The sequence below is a fragment of the Ornithinibacillus massiliensis genome, assembly GCF_018310345.1.
In the GTDB taxonomy this organism is placed as follows: Bacteria; Bacillota; Bacilli; order Bacillales; family Amphibacillaceae; genus Ornithinibacillus; species Ornithinibacillus massiliensis.
In genome coordinates, this window is the sequence record NZ_JAGXBY010000003.1 from 441,346 (window position 1) to 456,726 (window position 15,381).

General features: G+C 38.2%; 15 protein-coding genes. 1 reads left to right on the forward strand and 14 read right to left on the reverse strand.

Translation table 11 applies throughout. From position 1 onward, the window contains the following. Nucleotides 1–10: 10 nt before the first annotated feature. The 14 genes from KGF86_RS10830 to KGF86_RS10895 form a co-directional block, all read right to left on the reverse strand. Nucleotides 11–1,546, reverse strand: coding sequence for a response regulator (locus KGF86_RS10830; RefSeq protein WP_211741850.1), 1,536 nt, complete (start codon nucleotides 1,544–1,546; stop codon nucleotides 11–13). Beyond that, nucleotides 1,521–2,984, reverse strand: coding sequence for a sensor histidine kinase (locus KGF86_RS10835; RefSeq protein ID WP_211741851.1), 1,464 nt, complete (start codon nucleotides 2,982–2,984; stop codon nucleotides 1,521–1,523). The genes KGF86_RS10830 and KGF86_RS10835 overlap by 26 nt, the downstream gene beginning before the upstream one ends. Beyond that, nucleotides 2,977–3,957 carry a sugar ABC transporter substrate-binding protein gene (locus tag KGF86_RS10840; RefSeq protein ID WP_211741853.1) on the reverse strand — a complete coding sequence of 327 codons (981 nt, stop codon included), beginning with the start codon at nucleotides 3,955–3,957 and terminating at the stop codon, nucleotides 2,977–2,979. The genes KGF86_RS10835 and KGF86_RS10840 overlap by 8 nt, the downstream gene beginning before the upstream one ends. Before the next feature lie 215 nt (nucleotides 3,958–4,172). Further along, on the reverse strand, nucleotides 4,173–5,291 hold the full coding sequence (locus tag KGF86_RS10845) for a sugar ABC transporter permease (protein WP_211742027.1): 1,119 nt from the start codon (nucleotides 5,289–5,291) through the stop codon (nucleotides 4,173–4,175). A gap of 69 nt (nucleotides 5,292–5,360) precedes the next feature. Continuing rightward, the gene (locus KGF86_RS10850; RefSeq protein WP_211741854.1) at nucleotides 5,361–6,881 is read right to left on the reverse strand and encodes a sugar ABC transporter ATP-binding protein; all 1,521 of its coding nucleotides are present in this window, start codon (nucleotides 6,879–6,881) and stop codon (nucleotides 5,361–5,363) included. 77 nt (nucleotides 6,882–6,958) lie between these two features. Then, nucleotides 6,959–8,062, reverse strand: a complete 1,104-nt coding sequence (locus tag KGF86_RS10855; RefSeq protein ID WP_211742028.1) for a sugar ABC transporter substrate-binding protein — start codon at nucleotides 8,060–8,062, stop codon at nucleotides 6,959–6,961. Between the two features lie 439 nt (nucleotides 8,063–8,501). After that, nucleotides 8,502–8,924, reverse strand: coding sequence for a potassium channel family protein (locus KGF86_RS10860; protein WP_343221449.1), 423 nt, complete (start codon nucleotides 8,922–8,924; stop codon nucleotides 8,502–8,504). Continuing rightward, complete coding sequence (locus KGF86_RS10865; protein WP_211741856.1) at nucleotides 8,921–9,673, reverse strand: AAA family ATPase; 753 nt, start codon at nucleotides 9,671–9,673, stop codon at nucleotides 8,921–8,923. Before KGF86_RS10865 ends, KGF86_RS10860 begins: the two co-directional genes overlap by 4 nt. 95 nt (nucleotides 9,674–9,768) lie before the next feature. Further along, nucleotides 9,769–11,178: a PH domain-containing protein gene (locus tag KGF86_RS10870; protein ID WP_343221450.1), complete on the reverse strand. Its 1,410-nt coding sequence runs from the start codon at nucleotides 11,176–11,178 to the stop codon at nucleotides 9,769–9,771. Between the two features lie 80 nt (nucleotides 11,179–11,258). After that, complete coding sequence (locus tag KGF86_RS10875) at nucleotides 11,259–11,747, reverse strand: PH domain-containing protein (RefSeq protein WP_211741859.1); 489 nt, start codon at nucleotides 11,745–11,747, stop codon at nucleotides 11,259–11,261. A gap of 33 nt (nucleotides 11,748–11,780) precedes the next feature. Next, nucleotides 11,781–12,278 carry a hypothetical protein gene (locus KGF86_RS10880; protein WP_211741861.1) on the reverse strand — a complete coding sequence of 166 codons (498 nt, stop codon included), beginning with the start codon at nucleotides 12,276–12,278 and terminating at the stop codon, nucleotides 11,781–11,783. Nucleotides 12,279–12,563: 285 nt separating this feature from the next. Beyond that, entirely contained in the window at nucleotides 12,564–12,890 is a 327-nt protein-coding gene (locus KGF86_RS10885) for a replicative helicase loader/inhibitor (protein ID WP_211741863.1), read from the reverse strand. Next, nucleotides 12,890–13,609: a DnaD domain-containing protein gene (locus tag KGF86_RS10890; protein WP_211741865.1), complete on the reverse strand. Its 720-nt coding sequence runs from the start codon at nucleotides 13,607–13,609 to the stop codon at nucleotides 12,890–12,892. The genes KGF86_RS10885 and KGF86_RS10890 overlap by 1 nt, the downstream gene beginning before the upstream one ends. A gap of 29 nt (nucleotides 13,610–13,638) precedes the next feature. After that, complete coding sequence (locus tag KGF86_RS10895; protein ID WP_211741867.1) at nucleotides 13,639–13,827, reverse strand: helix-turn-helix domain-containing protein; 189 nt, start codon at nucleotides 13,825–13,827, stop codon at nucleotides 13,639–13,641. 452 nt (nucleotides 13,828–14,279) lie between these two features. Here KGF86_RS10895 and KGF86_RS10900 point away from each other — a divergent pair, with 452 nt between their 5' ends. Further along, nucleotides 14,280–15,185, forward strand: coding sequence for an aminoglycoside phosphotransferase family protein (locus KGF86_RS10900; RefSeq protein ID WP_211741869.1), 906 nt, complete (start codon nucleotides 14,280–14,282; stop codon nucleotides 15,183–15,185). Nucleotides 15,186–15,381: the final 196 nt, after the last annotated feature.

The following is a 15,381-nucleotide window of genomic DNA, read 5'->3' on the forward strand; positions in this document are numbered from 1 at the left end:
ATCATGCTAATTACTTCCCAAGAATGGCATTCTGATATTCCTTCGGTGATACATGGACAATTTTCTTAAATACCTTGCTGAAATAATTTGGTTCATGATAGCCGACTTCAATCGCGATCTCTTTAATACTTCGCTTCGGGTCTTGCATTAGCTTTTTCGCTTTTTCGATACGGCACTCTGTTAAAAAGTCTATATAATTGATTCCCATCTTTTCCTTAAATAATTTACTAATATAAATCGGACTTAAGCCGATCTCTTTCCCTATCGCTTCAAGCGAAATTTCTTCATGGGAATGCTCCGTAATGTATTGCTTAATTTGTTGCACATTATCCGCTTCAAGCTGATGATAATGCTGGACATGACTTGCTTGTAACTGCTCCAATAATAGATTCGTCTCTGTACGAAGTTGGCGATAATCCATTGTCTGAAACGCATATAGTGGTGATTTGGTTTCGATACGTAAATCCTGTAATACCCGTGAGACCAGCCATAGCACTTCTAACATTCGTTGCTGACTATAGACTAAGCTTGCTCCCTTCTGTTCAAAAAAGTGGATTAAATTGATAAATTCGTTTCGAATTTCCTCCCACTGTCCGAGCTTAACGTAATCTGGAAGCTGCTTCTTTAATTGGTTTAGTCTTTGATCAAACACCTCTTCCTCACCCGTCTCTATCTCCGCATAAAAGCGGTATTTCCCCGGAGATAAATAGTCCATGACTGCAACCAAGGATTCTTGATACGATTGACGGGCTTGGTCTAGTGAGGTAATTACATTACCAATCCCGATGAACCAGCCCATCTCCTCCTTCTGATTCGTTACGGAAAGAATTTTACGTGCAAGTGCAATTGCTTGAGAACGAAACGATACATGATGGTTACGGCAAACGATAATTGGTAGCTGATTCCCTGACCATGCTCCGACTAAGCAGTACCCTGATTCTTGTGTTTTTTCCTTTACTAACGCGTAAAGCTTTTCCGAGCTTTCTGGCATGAGAACATTCATGACAAACACTTCTTGCTCCATGTCAATATCGAGTATATCCATTAATATCGTGCGATTCACTTCATGCACATGCTCAAATAACAATTGTGTCACTAAATCCGTCTCGATGATCGACCTCGTTTTTTGGAATACGATTTTCTGTAACTCACTTTCTGCTTTTGCCTTTTGCTCCTGTACAATGTCCTTTAACACCTTGCCAACTATCTCGATAATATCGACCGCTTTACTTGGCTTCAGTAGATAATCAGACGCACCTAATGTAATGGCCTTTCGCATATAATCAAACGTATCATATGCGGTAACCATGATGAATTTAGTGTCTGGACTGTCTATCATAATAGTCTCCATGGCTTCTAATCCATTGATACCAGGCATTTTAATATCCATTAAAATTAAATTAGGTTTTAGGACTTTCGCTTTTTCGATAGCCATTTTCCCATTTCTAGCTTCGTTTATCACAAGACTTGGAAAGGATTTTTGTAAAATAGCCTTCATGCCTTCTCGTTCAATTTGTTCATCATCCACGATTAGGAGTTGCATCATGGCCTTCCCCCTTTACCTTCCATAGCTTTAAGACAACTTTTGTATAACAATCGACGACACTTTCCATTTGAAAAACATCATCCCTGCCATAATAAAGCCGTAAACGAGTCATCACATTACGGCATCCAATTCCAGTGGACTGCTCTTCTTCCGATGTATAATTACCAGTTGCAATTTTCTCGATTATTTCCTGTGGTATCCCGACCCCATCATCTTCTATTTCGATGGTTACCCACTCCACATCATCTCGGATACGCACCCATATATTTCCGCCATCTTCCTTAGGCTCTATCCCATGTACTACTGCATTTTCAATAAGTGGTTGTAGTGTAAGGGTTGGTATTGGTATCGTCAGACAGGACGCTTCAATCTCCATCTGAACGTGAAGCCGATCGGTCATTCGCGCCTGTTGGATCTCTAAGTATTGCTTTAACACCTCTACCTCATCCCCGAGTGGTACTTTCCGGTCCATTTGCTTGAGGTTATACCGTAATAGTCCTGCCACATTGACTAATAAATCACTCGTTTCCTGTGCTCCTTCTAAATACGCCTTCTTCGATATAGCATTTAGCGTATTAAATAGGAAATGTGGGTTGATTTGACTTTGTAAACTACGAAACTGGCTTTCTTGCAGTAAAATTTTATTCTGCTGCAGTTCATGTTCCAGTCTCGCTTTTTGCTGTGTTTCGATAAATAGCTTATTGATATTTTTACGCATATGGTCAAAGGTCTTAGCAAGAAACGCAATTTCATCGTTCGTTTCTACTTTAACCTGCAAATCAAATCGTCCTTTAGAAAGCTCGTTTGCCGCTTCGGTAAGTTCTAGTACAGGCTTCGTAATACTTCGTGAGAACCAATAAGAAAGAATAAGCAGGACAAAGGCAATTAATAAAATAATCCATATTCCCAGTTCTTTTAACTCATTCGATTGTTTAATCATTCCTACGTAAAATAAGTCATAGGTCTTTAATTCCTTCTCCATGAGTGATAACGTCATATCGGCTATATGATTAGAAATACTACTAGCTTCAGCAAATTCCTTCGCCTGAGCCTCTACCTCATTTTCTGCGTAATGTAAGAGGAATCGATTCGTCGATTCGATAAAACTATCGATCAGGTTGCTATAATTCGTTATCGTAAAGTTATTATCAACATTTCTTAGATGGAATACTTGCTCCTTCGCTTGTAAAACTGCTTTTTTTCCTTTTTCGATTTGCTCCATATTATGTGGGGTTGGATTCAACATAAAATCATTTACGTTATTGATTACTTCTTGACTAGCTGTCGATACTTCATTCAAGCTTAAATAGCGCTGCAAGATTTCATTGTATTGATTTAATGTTTTATTATTATAATAGGTAAGCGCAATCCAAATAGAAGACATAATCACAAGCATAATAGCGGAAACAGTCCATATTTTCTTTTGTATTTTACTCATAAAAAGCAGCTGCCTTTAACACATGAATATCAGTTAAATAACCATCTGTATCGAGTGGTACTACGTCACCGTTTAACCATTTCGTTAATAAGTCGACACTTTGTTTGCCCATTTGCTCTGGTGATTGTTGGATAATCGCATTTAGTGCACCCTGTCTAAGTAGGGATAATGATTCCGGTCCTTCATCAAAAGAATAGATATAAAACGGCTCGACTTGATAGCGCTTACTTATTTCTTGTACAATAGCACCGGCACTATTGGCGTTAACCGCAATAAATGCATTGGCTTGAGGTACTTGATTTAAGACTTCCTGTGTAACGGCGACCATATCCTCCCGTGTGTTGGAGGTCCCTGCGTAATGTATGGTTATCTGTTCATAATCTTGTAATACGGCTTCAATCCCGGCAATTCGTTGCTCCTGGTAATACTCGACACTTCGATTAAACATGAGCACTACATCCCCAGTATCTCCCATATCAGCAAGCAATTGTTTTGCAATAAGCTCGCCAGCCTTATAGTGATCTGAGCCCACATAGGTTCTTCTTAGACTCTCTTCGATTGGTACATCATTCGCTATTGTCATAATCGGAATACCGTAAAAGGAAGCCTTCACCTTTGTTAATTCTTTAAAATCTTCCGAATCAAGCCCTTGGACAATGATTCCATCTACCTTGGACTGGATGGCAACCTCTAAATTCGTTAAAAAGTCCTCCTGATGGCCACCATAATTCCCCCATACCTCAAGACTTACTCCGAGTTTCTTAGCCTCTCGTTCTGCTGCTCTACCTACCTGATCCCAAAATGGTGTGTCGATATCTTGGGTAATCAGTACAAGCCGGTATGCAGATTGGCTTTCCTTCATGGATGTTGGCATTTCCCAATCGGATTCGAAGACATGAATTGCTGATGTAGTCGTAAAAAAGCAGAGCACAATAAATATCATACTAAGTATAAACAGAGATGTCTTACGCAAGAGAAATACCTCCATTCTCTATTTCTTTACGTTAAAATTGGTTAGTTCATGCAGTGAATGAATATGCATTATCATACCACCACATTTATTGATACAACAAATTAATTTTACTGAGGATAGTAGATTGGTAGTGTAATGGGAAGAGGATGTATGCGTTGCGGAAAGGAAAAAAGGAAAATTAGGATAGGGGCAACAAACTGCCCCTATTTTATCCATTAACTAGCACGTTTTCTAGTCATAACATCAAATATTACCGCTAAGGCTAGGACACCACCGCGAATCATATATTGATAGGATATTCCGACTCCAAGCAAGTTCATTCCGTTGGTGAGAGAGGCCATAACGATCGCACCGATAATGGCTCCCGTTACTTTTCCAACTCCCCCTGCTGATGATACCCCACCAACATAGGCAGCAGCAATTGCATCTAGCTCAAATAAAGTACCTGCTGTTGTCGTAGCCGATTGCAGACGGGATGTAAATAATATCCCCGATAAAGCAGCGAGGAATCCCATTGATCCGAACACCAACAACGTGATCTTCTTTACGTTTATACCACTAAGATGTGCCGCTTCTGGGTTACTTCCCACTGCATAGATATGCCTGCCAATAACCGTCTTAGTCGTAATAAAGTGATATACCATTACAACTACTAAAATAATAATCAGTGTCCATGATAATCCATTATAGCCTGCAAGAATCCACGTAATATAACCAATAATTGCCGAAACAAACACGAGCTGTAAGATGAAGATTGGTTTTGATACTACTTCAAACTCATATTTCAGCATCTTCCTGCGTTTTGAAATGGAACTATAAATAAAGAATAGAATACCAAAAAGCCCCAGTAATAAGGACAGTAAGTGTAATCCACCAATTTCAACAATGGATGGAATATACCCATTCCCAATCGCATTAAATGCATCATTTTGGATAATAATGGTTCCCGATCCTTCGGTTACTTGTAATAAAGCACCACGGAATATCAACCATCCTGCCAGTGTGGCAACAAAGGATGGAATTCCGACCTTAGCAACAAGAAAACCAGTCGTAAGTCCAATAATCGTTCCAATTAACAGGATTAACGGTATAACAAAATATACCGGCATACCAGCACTCATTAATAAAATAGCCGCAATAGCTCCAAGGAACCCTGCAAGGAATCCAATGGATAAATCAATATGACGAATGACGATAACAATCATCACCCCAACCGCTAGAACGGCAATATATCCAGCGGAATCTAGTAAATTACTAATATTACGAGAGGATAAAAATAATCCGTCCGTTAAGATTGTGAAGGTTAACATAATAATGAGTAGCGCAATATACATACCATAATCTCGGATATTATTTTTTAGTAATGATTTTAATTCAGCAAAAAAACTCAATGGTTCCACCCCCTATTGTGTTGCAAGTTGCATAATATTTTCTTGTGTTGCTTCCCCAGCCAATAACTCACCTTTGATTTCGCCTTCTGCCATGACGTAAATACGGTCACTCATTCCTAATACTTCTCCAAGCTCAGATGAAATCATAATGATACTCATTCCCTCAGCGATGAGACGATTCATAATCGTATAGATCTCAAACTTTGCCCCAACATCGATTCCTCTCGTTGGTTCATCGAGAATAAGAATATTCGGCTCAATAAATAACCATTTTCCTAGTGAAACCTTCTGCTGGTTTCCACCACTTAAATTACCAACCAATTGTTCAATAGAAGACGCTTTAATCGTGAGGTCCTTCTTATATTGATCGGCAATCTTTACCTCTTCATTTTCATTAATAACATGACTGACAGATATCGCTTTTAAATTGCCAATGGAAATATTATTCTTAATATCTTGTGTTAAAAACAATCCATCACCTTTACGGTCCTCTGTCACATAAGCAATTCCAGCCTTTATTGCATCACTTGTGTGCTTAAATTTCCTTGTGACACCATCGACCTTTAATTCGCCTTGGAGTTTATACGACTTTGGATTTCCAAAGATACTTTGGGCGAATTCCGTACGTCCTGCTCCCATTAATCCTGCGATTCCAACAATCTCGCCTTTTTTCACATGAAAATCTATATGATGAAGAATTTGTTTACCTAATTGCGTATCATAGGCAGACCAATTCGATACTTCCAAAATCGTATCGCCAAAGCTTTTCTTCTCACGCTTTGGATAAATGTCATTAATTTCTCTTCCAACCATATTTTTTATAATATTGTTTTCCGTTATTTCGCCTTTTGAAGCTTGTAGTGTGCAAATGGTGTTTCCATCTCGAAGCACGGTTGCACTATCTGCTATCGAAATGACCTCTTTCAGCTTATGGGAAATCATAATACTAGTAATCCCTTGTTTCTTTAACTCCCGAAGTAAATGTAATAGGTTCTCACTATCATCTTCATTTAATGCCGCGGTTGGCTCATCTAATATAAGTAGCTTTACATCCTTGCTTAATGCTTTGGCAATTTCAATAAGCTGTTGTTGTCCAACTCCTAAATCTTTTACTAGACGTTCTGGGTCCACCTTTAGATTTACTTTTTCCAGTACTCTTTTGGCAGCATGAATTGTATTGTTCCAATCCACGACCCCTTTATGGTGGATTTCATTACCGATAAATAAATTTTCATATACAGGAAGGTCAGGAAATAAGGCGAGTTCCTGATAGATAATGGCGATTCCTGCATTTTCACTATCATTTATCGTGGTAAACTGTTGAATTTCATCTTCGAAGATAATATTGCCTTCATAGGTCCCATAAGGATAAACCCCACTTAGTACCTTCATTAGGGTTGATTTCCCTGCTCCATTTTCTCCAACTAAACAGTGAATTTCGCCTTTTTCGACTTTGAAATTCACATTACTCAATGCTTTAACACCTGAGAATTCCTTGATTATTTGATCCATCTCTAGAATGTATTCACTCATTGCTCCCACCCTTTTAAGACAAGTTAGAATGGTGAAATAGTAATAGTTTGCCTATTACTATTTCACCTGCCAAGCTATTATTCTAGTCCTGTAAATTCATCTGCTTCGTAGTAGCCAGTATCAATGAGTTCTGATTTTACATTGTCTTTATTCACTACAATAACGTCGGTTTGTTTTGCTTTAATATCTACAGAGCCATTGTTGTAAGAACCAGTTGTTTCTGGTGTTTTATCTTCTAACACATCAACAGCCATTCCCATAGCATCCGTTACAAGGGTACGAACATCTTTAAATACGGTCATCGTTTGTTTACCATCGATAATGTATTGGATAGAAGCTTTCTCTGCGTCTTGACCTGTAACAACAAAGCTAGAAATTGCTGGGTCAGATGAGAATACATCGGCAATAGCACGTGCTGTACCATCATTTGGTGCCAGGATTGCTACATCTCCTTTTAAGTCATTGCTTACAGCTGTTAAATGTGTTTCTGCCTTGTTCTTCGATTCATTTGGATCCCAGTTCGTTGTAACCTGACCTAAGATCGCACTCATTTCATCACGAGTAAGCTCTGGCTTATCCTTTAATTTCTCTGCTTCACTGGAGTTAGCAATGACAAATGTACCGTCGGCAATCTTTGGCTGAAGTACTTTCCATGCACCCTCAAAGAATAAGAACGCGTTATTGTCAGACGAAGCACCAGCATATAAATAAAGTGGAACATTAGAGCCTGATGCATGATCAATTAAATATTGTCCCTGTGCCTCTCCAACCGCTACACTATCAAACGTTACATAGTAATCCACCGCATCGGTGTCGGTAATTAATCGGTCATAGGCAATTACGGTAATTCCTTCTGCCTTTGCAGCCTCAACTGCAGCACCGGCTGCAGCACCATCATGAGGAGCAATAATCAGTACTTCAATCCCTTTACTAATTAATGTCTCCACATTTTCTTTTTCCTTAGCCGAAGAACCTTGGCTAAACAGAATTTCGGTTGTATGATCAGACCCCTCTAAAGCAGCCTTAAATCGTTCCTCATCCTGTACCCATCTTGGTTCATCCTTTGTAGGAAGAACAATACCTACACTTACAGCTCCACCACTACCACTGCTTGAGCTATTACAAGCAGCAAGTACAAATACTGCCAGGATAGCAACTAATCCTAAGGCAAATACTTTCATTGAATGTTTCAACTTAATCTCCCCTTTTATAGTTCTTCTTTACTACATGTTTCATTATATAAGCGATTCATCCATATGAAAGCGTTAACAAGTGGTAATATTTTAATTTTATCTGTATTTTTTTAACAATGTGTTAACAATTCAAGGCTGTATTCATTAAAATAAGGGCAGTTATCCTACTAACATGTAGAATACCTGCCCTACTTACCTATTCTAGGATCCATCTATTCTTCCTTCGCATTAATGACAATCACTACCCGGCGGTTTCGTGCTCTTCCTTCTTCATCCTCAATATGAAAAATTAAAAAGCAGAACATCCACTTTTGGATACATCCTGCCTTTTTTAATTAAAATACTATTTTCCCGTATCGTGGGAATTCTACTTTGGAAGGTGACAGTATTAAGTAAAGGAACGCTTCATACCCTGTATTCCCTTAAGCTAACGATTCCCTCTACCAATTTTCTCCTTCGCTTCAAACCGAATCACTGCTTTCGCAATCACTCCAATTAGCCCAATCATGATCCCAACCCTAACAATGAGGTACATCATAGTAAAGATTTTCCCTAACTCTGTCACCGGACGTAAGCCTGTTTCTACACCAGTTGGAATCAGACTAACAACAGCGAAATATATCGCATCGATCATAGCCCATCCCTCTACTTTGCTGTAAAACAAAGTACCGGATAAGACAATCAGTACTAATGTCACAAACAGAGACTGGAATACAGGATTTTTAAATGATTTCCATAATGCATCAAGTAATCGCTTTGCAGTTAAAATAAATGAAATCATGATGGTTTCCTTTCTAGCATTCCGGCTAATCTCGCATCTCACAGAAATGATCACTACCTCGCTTCTCACTTCAATAAATGATGCAATAATCGTTCCCTATCCTCAAAAAAGCTTTTCATCGTTTTATAATGTCCTGTTTCTTCTAATGCCAACTCCTCCATTCCCTCTTCCGTAAGCTGAATGATTTTGGCATTCGGGTAAGCCATAATGATTGGCGAGTGAGTGGAAATAATAAACTGACTTTCCTCGTTTACTAGCTCATGAATCCGGGATAGCATCGACAATTGTCTTAAAGGAGATAAGGCCGCTTCCGGTTCATCCAAAATATATAGGCCATTTTCACCAAAGCGATGGATAAATGCTGCAAAAAATGACTCACCATGGGACTGCTCATGAAGTGATTTACCACCATAGGAATCAATAATTCTACCTCCAAGTGCTTCCTTATCTAACTCCTCAATGTTCGTTGCTACATTATAAAAGGATTCCGCCCGAAAGAAAAAACTATTCTTCGGCCGATATCCACCTTTTGCAATCCGTAAATAGTGATGTAAATCGGAATGGGAGTCATAACTAGAGAAGTTAAAATTTAATGTACCACCTTCTGGATTAAAACCTAGTCCAATCGCAATCGCTTCTAATAACGTCGACTTCCCCATCCCATTTTCCCCGATAACATATGTCACATTCGGATGAAAGTCGATCTTTTCAAATTCCTGGACTACCGGTAGATTAAATGGGAACGTTTGAAAGGATGCTATACTCTCTCGTTTTAAATCGATGCTTTTTAAATATTGTGTATCTTTATCTAATAGCATGGCCACGCTCCTCTCTTTTCTCCATTTCTATACGATTATTTCCTCGGAAATATAGGAATATTGTCGAATGACGACTTCGAGGCTTCCATAAAGCGCTACTTCACTTGTACATCCTGCCTTCGTTGTACATACCACGTATTCATCGCAGCCGCATATTCAAATGGAATATCCTGAATCGTCTCGTGTCGAGGTGGGATAGAACGATTAATGGTAGTGACAGACGCAACCGAAAAAAATCGCTGTAACACCGATTGCGAATAGTTCATTTCAATCACATTTTTCCTTTTCGTGATAAACATGTTACTCGTAAAGCCACCATGCCACCACAGAACCTGATCTTCTGTAAAGGCATATTTCGTGTGCACATAATCCAGTATGCGCTGGACGACAATCAAAACAAATAGACCGATAATCGCAATCCACCATGCTTGTTTTAATTGGAAAAGGTCTGGTTTGAAATAAATTAAGGCAATCGTTGCGAATATCCATACCCAGCTTGGCCTTACTAGCTTCACCCATAATGCATTACGAGGAAGCCTGTGCAATGTTACATCTAATTGATAGCTCGGCAATAATTCTTCGATTAGTTGATAAGCCTTCGCTACAGGTAAGAAAGGATAAAGTGAATTCACATTTACCTCACTATCTAGAACTCGGTTAGAGGAACTAATTAATTTCACTTCCGCTAAGCCAAATAGCCGCTTGATCCATGTCTGGTTAATCTCCAAGCCTTGAATTTTCCGTTTCTCAATGACGAACTGACTTTCATCCAGTACACCGCGCTCAATGTAGATATGGCTTGCATCAGAGGAAATCTCATATTTCCCATAGCGTATAAACGTTCTAGCAACACCAAATCCAACTGCAACGAAGACTAACAAGATAATCAAGATGGCAACTAACCACTTACTAGCTAGTAACACTTGGAGGATTCCTTCCACTTCATCCTCGTCAGGTAAGAAGGGCTGAATATAATCCCACGCCCCAAAAGCAATGGGAATAATGGCTAAGAAGCTTAGCGATGTGAAGCTTGCCTTCCATAAATCCTTTCGTTCTGGGGTGAAATGTATGGTTCTGTTTGGCTTGGATAAGGATTCTTCTACCGGCACTTGTTCCTCTAGCTCAATATGATCCGTAGATACGGTTTCATTCTCTTTACCAGCTTGAACCAAGTCTATCAAATAGTTCGCATAATCCTTAGTCACCACATCAAAATGAATGGAATCATCATCCCCATCCATCGCTGTTTCAAATGTTATTGAGGTAACACCAAGTATTTTATGGAAAACCATTGTTTTTCTCGTTACATTTTGAACTTTCGAGAATGGAATCGTATTTGTCTGCTTCACAAAGACCCCTTTATAGAGGTGAAAGGTGCGCTCATGCCATTCATATTTTTCCACAAACCACGCAAGAACAATATGTATGAGCCGTAATACTGCAATAATGATAAAGGCATACCGACCATATTCAAATAGCCAAAACTCAGAATCCTTTCTAAGCACAAATAAGAGAAGAATAATAAAAAAGCTGTTTTTTACAAATTGATAGATTCGAAAAGCCATAGTCAATGGATGGTACCGCATTATTCATCCACTTCCTTCAACTTCGCATATTCGATTAACCGCTCCCTTAATTCGAGCGCTTTCGTTTCTTCTAAAGCTGGAATCACATGGGAAGACCCCATCGTTTCAACCTTAATGGAACGGGTCTGATAACGTTTCATAATTGGACCTTGTACAGTTGATACGGATTGAACCTTTGTCATCGGAACCGTTACCCATTCCTTTTTCAGCACACCATAGCTTAATTGTAGATATTCTTCATCCACTTGATAGCTCCAGCTCCGGTACAAATAGATAGGCTCAATAAACGACCAAATAAACCCTACTATCGTAAACACAAGTGCCGCCAGCAATATCCAAAAAGCCCACATCGGCCATGCGAATAGATGATATAACCAAAATAGGATTCCGACCACCGCCAATCCAACCATATTGGTCAGCGTGTCCGAAATCATACGTATTTTAGGGAAGGATGGTGATAACGTATGTGCTAATTTTCTATCACGCATATGTAGAGACCTCCTTATTATTTGCACAGTAGATTACTTATTTTTCTTTCTACCATGGTATAACAACTCTATTATTAAGATAATCAAAGCCACCCCTATTGCAATGATAAAGCTATTCATTTGGTTGATCTCCAGTAATAGCGCAATCCAATAGAATACGAATGTTCGAGAAAGCAGGATAATGACATGATAGATTATCCTTTTTCCAACTATATATTTAACCACTATCTCTATGATACTATCTATTGTAAACAGATAAATGAGGATGAAAATGGTCAGCATGATTAATTGATTCATACTCAACTGTAGAGAAAACAGCATATCGACTACATTTGCTGAACCAAGTATCGTCAATAAAATGATGGCAATAGCAACTGTTGGCGTTAAGGCTAGCAATACCGATACAAACCAAACCATCCATATACTCATCTTTTCCTCTTCTGGTTCTTTTTGATTACTTTTGTACACAAATGCTAAAATCAGTACCAATGAGATACTATAGACCACTGCTAACGTAACGAAGATTTTCATACAACACATCCAATCTATTAGACTTTATTTCATTCTAAAATAGATAAAAGAGGGTTCACTGATAACTATAGTACGAAAATATAGGCTAAAGGTTTCACGATTACTTTTTTAAAGCAGGGGCAAAACTCCCTCATGCATGATGATTGAAAAGCTGTAGGGTTTCTAAATAGCTATACCTCCCTCCATTGTAATCATCCCTCATATTTTTTCCTAGTGTTCTGTTCTGTTGCGCTTTTTCCTTTAGTAAAAAGGTAATAGTGGACAGAAAACGATCACCTTGGAATTCTAACAGCCTGACTTCTTCCTCACTAAATTCTGCAATTCCTTATGAAATCGCGCCTTCACTTCAGGGGCTACTTGCTGAGCCTCTTCCGCCCACACCTGCATCTCTTCCAGGTAATCATTTTCCACCTGTATTGGTGCAGCAATATCAGCAATCGTTGGTGGGAAGGGATTTTGCGAAACATAGTGGGTAAGATTATCCATCACCTGTTGGTATTCCATCTTCTCTAATAGCGGAATCAAAAATGTCATCCGCTCCTTTTTCACATTAAACTTCGGATATAGCTCCTTTATCAACTGTAAAATATCAATTGCTTCCTGCCGGTTCACTAGCCCTCCCTCCTCAATTCATCAAATAATGCTTGATAATCATCCTGCTCATTTTTCGGAAATGGAACAGTCTTTTGCACCTGTTTTAACCGATCCTTCCGATAAGCTAGCACGTCTTTTACCGTCTCCAGTCCATTTTCAAGCCATTCTTCTAAAATTCTCACCACATACTTTACCGTCCTCGCACCGTTATCTGCACCATGCTCAATCGCTGCCAAAATCAATTCATCCGACATCTTATCCCTATAGCTCAGCAATTCTTCCCGCCCAAATATACTCATCATGCCAATATGTGTTTCATAAAAATAAATAATAGCTTGCTCGTCCGCCTGTCTTTCTTGTCCATGTCTTTGTCTATGTATGGGCAAATAAATTGACCGATATGGGTCTACAATTTGGACCGCCTGGTCAACAGAATGGACAGATGAGTCAAGTGTTTTGACTAAGGAAATAATTTGATATTCCCCAGCACACCCCTTTGATCCTTTCTTATAATGAATTAACTTGTTCTCCTTTAGCATATTTCTCGCATTAATAAGCCCCTGCTTCGATAGACCTGTTATTTCCTGAAGGGTAGAATTTGGTGCATTGAACTTCCTTTTCCAACCCACGGTAGCATTCACTTCCATTAAGGCATACCACAAGGAAATTGCACTATTCGTTAGTTTATGCTTCTTTCTCCATTTTCGAAAAGCCATCGTTTCCAAATTAAAATCCATTATCATTCCCTCACTTTCTGCTAGCTTTTTTATTCATTTTCCAGACTCTTTTTCGCCTGGTCTTGTACCCATAAATCGATGGAATCCTTCGTAAATAAAATCCGATTCCGTAGCTTTAGATGTGGAATCTGCTTCAGCTTGACCATGGTGTAGATCGTATCCGTGTGCACACCTAGATAATTGGCAACTTCTTTAACTGTTAAAGTTCGACGTTTCATGATAGACCTCCTTTCCTTTAGCGAGTTGCTGGTTTATTTCGGATTGTTTTGGTTCTTCATAGTTATAATCGAGGCGAGGGAGGAAAAAGAGGCATTGGTGGTGAAAAAATTTGTTAGGATTGAGTTGAATGATAGAAAGCATTTTTGTTTAGGATGGGAATGGTTTGATTGTTTTATAGGACAATATAGTATTTACTTGATATATTGATACACCTAAGTTCTAAGAATCTAAAGTGATGACAAAGGACTTCTAAGAATAATTAATATTGCATTTTGTCACAGCTACGATAATGCAATATAATGAAATCCAGAGTGATAGTTAGATATTGATACGAAACCAACTAGCAGGCCTAAAAGTATGGAGGACAGGTTTAATGAAAGGAAGAAATCCATTTTTTCATAGATAACTAGATTATAAAGTTAATTTCCATTTTAATACTTGGGGTGATGTTGTGAGTGAAACATTAATAAATCAGATTCCAATAATAAGCGATTACAAAGAAATTATAGAAATCACAAAGGGCTTTTCCTCAGATGAAAAATTTCTTATACATATGAAAGATGGTACTAATAAATTTCTACTTCGGATGTTCGATTTAGAAGAGTTGGAAGTAAAGAAGACAGAATACTCTATTTTAGAAAAGATGCAGGGTTATAATGTTACCTGTTCAAAACCGATTTCAATTGGTGAGGTAGGTAATCGAGGATATATGGTCACATCCTATATAGAGGGCAAGGATGCTGAGAATGAAATCCTAAAATACTCAGAACAAGAGCAATTTAATATTGGTATTGAGGCTGGAATAGAATTAAGAAAGATGCACCAATTATCTGCTCCAGCTCATATTACTTCGTGGTATTCAAGGAAAATTGAAAAACATAACAAATATATAAATGCCTACTTAGATTGTGGGGTTAAAGTTAAGAATGACCATATCATAATGAAATTTATTGATGAGAATATTCATCTCATGAAACAACGCACGAACTTATTTCAACATGATGATTTTCACCTTGGAAACATCATTGTGAATAATAAAAAATTCGCTGGAGTTATTGACTTTGGTAGGTATGATTGGGGTGATCCTATTCACGAATTTCTGAAGATAGGAATTTTTAGTCGTGGAGTAAGCATTCCCTTTTCAATAGGACAAATCAAAGGTTATTTTAATAATAAAGAACCAGATGAAGCATTTTGGAGATTGTATTCACTATACTTAGCAATGTGCGTTTTCTCCACTGTAGTATGGACTTTAAAAACTATTCCAAACGACATGAATGAGATGTTAGATAAAGTGTATATGTATTTAGAAGATCATGATTACTTCAGTAGATTAATACCTAAGTGGTATCAATAGAATCTTCATTGATGGCGGGCAAGGTTATATAAGACGGTCTTTAATTGGATCGTCTTTTTCTATACGATTAATCATATTATTGGAATATTATGTTAGTATTTAGATAGTAGTTATATGCTAATGGGCCAGGTTAGTAAGGAAATGTAACCATATTATTGACAATTGAGGTGAAGTTAATGAAAAAACTAATTGTTTT

What these genes read in the sequence shown, in the direction of transcription:
- KGF86_RS10830 (WP_211741850.1), bottom strand. Translation starts at nt 1,546, where the DNA reads ATGATGCAACTCCTAATCGTGGATGATGAACAAATTGAACGAGAAGGC.
- KGF86_RS10835 (WP_211741851.1), bottom strand. Translation starts at nt 2,984, where the DNA reads ATGAGTAAAATACAAAAGAAAATATGGACTGTTTCCGCTATTATGCTT.
- KGF86_RS10845 (WP_211742027.1), bottom strand. Translation starts at nt 5,291, where the DNA reads ATGTATATTGCGCTACTCATTATTATGTTAACCTTCACAATCTTAACG.
- KGF86_RS10850 (WP_211741854.1), bottom strand. Translation starts at nt 6,881, where the DNA reads ATGAGTGAATACATTCTAGAGATGGATCAAATAATCAAGGAATTCTCA.
- KGF86_RS10855 (WP_211742028.1), bottom strand. Translation starts at nt 8,062, where the DNA reads ATGAAAGTATTTGCCTTAGGATTAGTTGCTATCCTGGCAGTATTTGTA.
- KGF86_RS10865 (WP_211741856.1), bottom strand. Translation starts at nt 9,673, where the DNA reads ATGCTATTAGATAAAGATACACAATATTTAAAAAGCATCGATTTAAAA.
- KGF86_RS10875 (WP_211741859.1), bottom strand. Translation starts at nt 11,747, where the DNA reads ATGCGTGATAGAAAATTAGCACATACGTTATCACCATCCTTCCCTAAA.
- KGF86_RS10880 (WP_211741861.1), bottom strand. Translation starts at nt 12,278, where the DNA reads ATGAAAATCTTCGTTACGTTAGCAGTGGTCTATAGTATCTCATTGGTA.
- KGF86_RS10890 (WP_211741865.1), bottom strand. Translation starts at nt 13,609, where the DNA reads ATGGATTTTAATTTGGAAACGATGGCTTTTCGAAAATGGAGAAAGAAG.
- KGF86_RS10895 (WP_211741867.1), bottom strand. Translation starts at nt 13,827, where the DNA reads ATGAAACGTCGAACTTTAACAGTTAAAGAAGTTGCCAATTATCTAGGT.